Consider the following 2,900-nt stretch of genomic DNA (forward strand, 5'->3'; position numbering starts at 1 on the left):
GCACGCTTAAAAATAATAAAAGCAGACTTGACCTGATAGTTTGGCTGTGAGCAATTATGTGCTTAGTGCATCTAACGTTGGACGTAACGGGCGCCGGAGCGCAGCGGAGGGAACCAAACTGCGCAGCAGTTTGGCGTCCCGTTGACGGACTTGTTAGCCGTTACGACGTGCATAGACGGAGTGCGTGTACGTGATAGTGGCTTGAACGGTTTCGGCTGAGACAACCTCGAATTCTGCTGCGTTGAGCACAGGGAAGAAGGCGTCACCCTCGAAGGTTTGATGTACCTCAGATAGAAAGACGCCGTCGGCATGAGGTAGTGCCAGTGCATATACCTCGGCTCCGCCGGCTACGTAGAGTTCTTTGCCGTGTTCGGCTGCGATGGCAATAGCCTGCGACAGCGTTGAAACAACTGCACAACCAGCAGCGCTATAACCAGCTTGGCGGGAGAGCACCACTGTGCGGCGGCTTGGTAAGGGCTTTCCTATGGACTCAAATGTCTTACGACCCATCACGACCACTTTGCCCTCGGTGAGCCTGCGAAAAATCTTCTGCTCACCTGGGATTGTCCAGGGGATGTCGGGGCCATTGCCAATAACCCGATTGGCACCCATGGCAGCGACCAGATAAATGCGGACCGATTCCCGGTTCATACGGCTAACGCCGCCATAAACGGCGACAGGGTGGCGCGCCTATTGCGCATAAAATGGCGAAGCCATGCGCAACAGGCGCGGAATCTCTGGCGTCCGGTTTGATGGCTTTGTTATGCAAAGGACTAGTCTTCAATGACGTGTAAACCACGGCGCTTTAAGTCCTCTAACGAATCCAACATTCCCCTTATTAATTCAACAGGATGCCCCTCCCAGTCTTCAACAACGCCAACAATTCTCAAGGGTTCGCAGGTTCTATAGGACTGTGTTGGATTACCGGGAAATTTTTTGTTCGTAAGATTCGGATCGTCTTCGAACGGTCCTGTTGGCTCAACTATGTATATGTAGCCGCGACCCTCGAGGCCAGACAGTGACATAGCAAGTTCAGCTCCCCAAACTGCTGGCTCCATCAAGGCTGAAAAGTAGATGTGCTTAAGAATACGACCGTCCTCGAAATGAGAGATGAACCCTGTGGTTAGCAAGTCACCAATCGCCAAATTGGCTTTGGTTCCATGATAGAACGGTCCTTGCACCTGCTTGTAATTATCATGAGAGATGGGAATCCAATCTTTTACCATTTTAAGACCCTTAATTGTTGGGATTTGGCTGCATAACGCCCGGCTCACGCGCCGGTTTGTAGCTGCGAAGCAGCGGAAAACCGGTCGCCGTGCAGCCGATTGTTAGAACGTAGTAACTTGGCACTCATATGTGGCTGTTTATTTTTCAGCCAACGCAAAACCGGCATTGGCCGGCGCAACCACTGAGACAAATATAAAAGGTTCTGGGCCAGAGTTCATTGCACCATGTACTTGCCCAGGTTTTGCGATGGCAATATCTCCAGCTTTAATATGAGTGGCTACGCCGTCACCTTGATAGTACTCGGCTTCTCCTGAGATAACCGTCCAAGTATCTTGGCCGTGAGGATGGACATGGGCAGCTATTTCCTGCCCAGGGTGGGCGTGCCAAACAACAATGACGGAGTCGTTGGTTTCCAGAACAACCGAACGAATCGGTTCGCCGTTAGACGGACGGACATATTCATCCACCGAAAAAATCCGCGATTCCGTTTCTGCTTTCATGTTCACACCTCATTTAAAACTGATTGGACACGTACTAAAAACGCAACTGCGCCTGGACGTTCTAACGCCCGCTTAAGTGGTGAGCAACGCTACCACAACACTCAATTATTACACCGTAAATACAAAAGCCAATTCAAACTAAAACCGCCAAACGTTGCGAATCCGTCTTAAAGCGTTTGTTATGTGCGTAGCCGAATCTTGCGCTTAGTCAGGAACAATGATTACCCCTAATTGCTCCAGTAACTGTTCCTGTTGCCACGAGCATATTTTTACACCCGTAAGATCAATCTTTCGAGGATCTAAACCATAAAGCTCTGAATGGCTTAAATCACAGCCTTGTACTCTAAACTGTTCCCAGCAGTCTTCCGAAAAAACACCACGGCTTAAATCTGATTCTTTAAATGAAGCGCCTCGAAGATTTGCACCAATCCATCTATTTTCGAACAGGTCACATTTTTCAATAAGCTGCTGCTCAAAATTGGCATAGGATAAGTTACAACCTGTTATGTATGCAGAACAAAAGTACATTTTATTCGAAACCTGATTTACAAAACTAACTTGACTAAAATTTGCTCCTTTAAGATCACAATCTCTCAGTTCAATACCAAAGCAATTTGCCCCCTTAAAATGGGACATTGAAAGCTGACAGTTTTTAAATGAAGCATCTCGAAGATCAGCATAAGAAAAATCGCACCCTTCCAATGCCCCCTGCTCTATGAAAGTACAGTTAATGAACTGTGTATCTCGGAGGTTTGAGCGCTTAAAATTACAATGTATAAAAGTACAATTGCTAAAGATATGTTCTTGCAAGTCCTGATGTGAGAAGTTCACTTGATTATATAATTGCTTTGATTTTTCCATGCTGTGGCTCCAAAAAACATTTGATTTGAAGACTATCATTTACCTGAAAGTTCTCAACAAAAACAAAACCAATAAAAACAGAAACTTAAAACACCCCGTTTTAGCCAAAATAAGGCATCAAAACGGCATTTTAAAGGTGGCTAATTCGAAACGACCGATGCGGCCAGCCAGAAGAAAGTTTCAGTGAATCTGGCTTGTTTTAGAGAAAGCACATAACTTTGTTTTAGGGCGACTGCCCTGCTGCGTAACATCGTTGCTGCTCCATAACATCAAACATCGACCCACGGCGTAACGCGCTTGCTGCTTGGATGC

Annotated in this window: 4 protein-coding genes; all 4 read right to left on the reverse strand. The window is 46.7% G+C overall.

Translation table 11 applies throughout. The features are described from left to right. Positions 1–153: 153 nt before the first annotated feature. Positions 154–651: a trimethoprim-resistant dihydrofolate reductase DfrA47 gene (dfrA47, locus tag EKA13_RS26700; protein WP_034072810.1), complete on the reverse strand. Its 498-nt coding sequence runs from the start codon at positions 649–651 to the stop codon at positions 154–156. Between the two features lie 122 nt (positions 652–773). Then, complete coding sequence (locus EKA13_RS26705; protein WP_000237816.1) at positions 774–1,226, reverse strand: NAD(+)--rifampin ADP-ribosyltransferase Arr-2; 453 nt, start codon at positions 1,224–1,226, stop codon at positions 774–776. Positions 1,227–1,364: 138 nt separating this feature from the next. Further along, positions 1,365–1,727 carry a cupin domain-containing protein gene (locus EKA13_RS26710; RefSeq protein WP_065761995.1) on the reverse strand — a complete coding sequence of 121 codons (363 nt, stop codon included), beginning with the start codon at positions 1,725–1,727 and terminating at the stop codon, positions 1,365–1,367. 204 nt (positions 1,728–1,931) lie between these two features. After that, entirely contained in the window at positions 1,932–2,588 is a 657-nt protein-coding gene (locus EKA13_RS26720) for a quinolone resistance pentapeptide repeat protein QnrVC1 (RefSeq protein WP_000415714.1), read from the reverse strand. Positions 2,589–2,900: the final 312 nt, after the last annotated feature.

It is taken from the genome of Pseudomonas defluvii (assembly GCF_001695625.1).
GTDB lineage: Bacteria > Pseudomonadota > Gammaproteobacteria > Pseudomonadales > Pseudomonadaceae > Aquipseudomonas > Aquipseudomonas defluvii.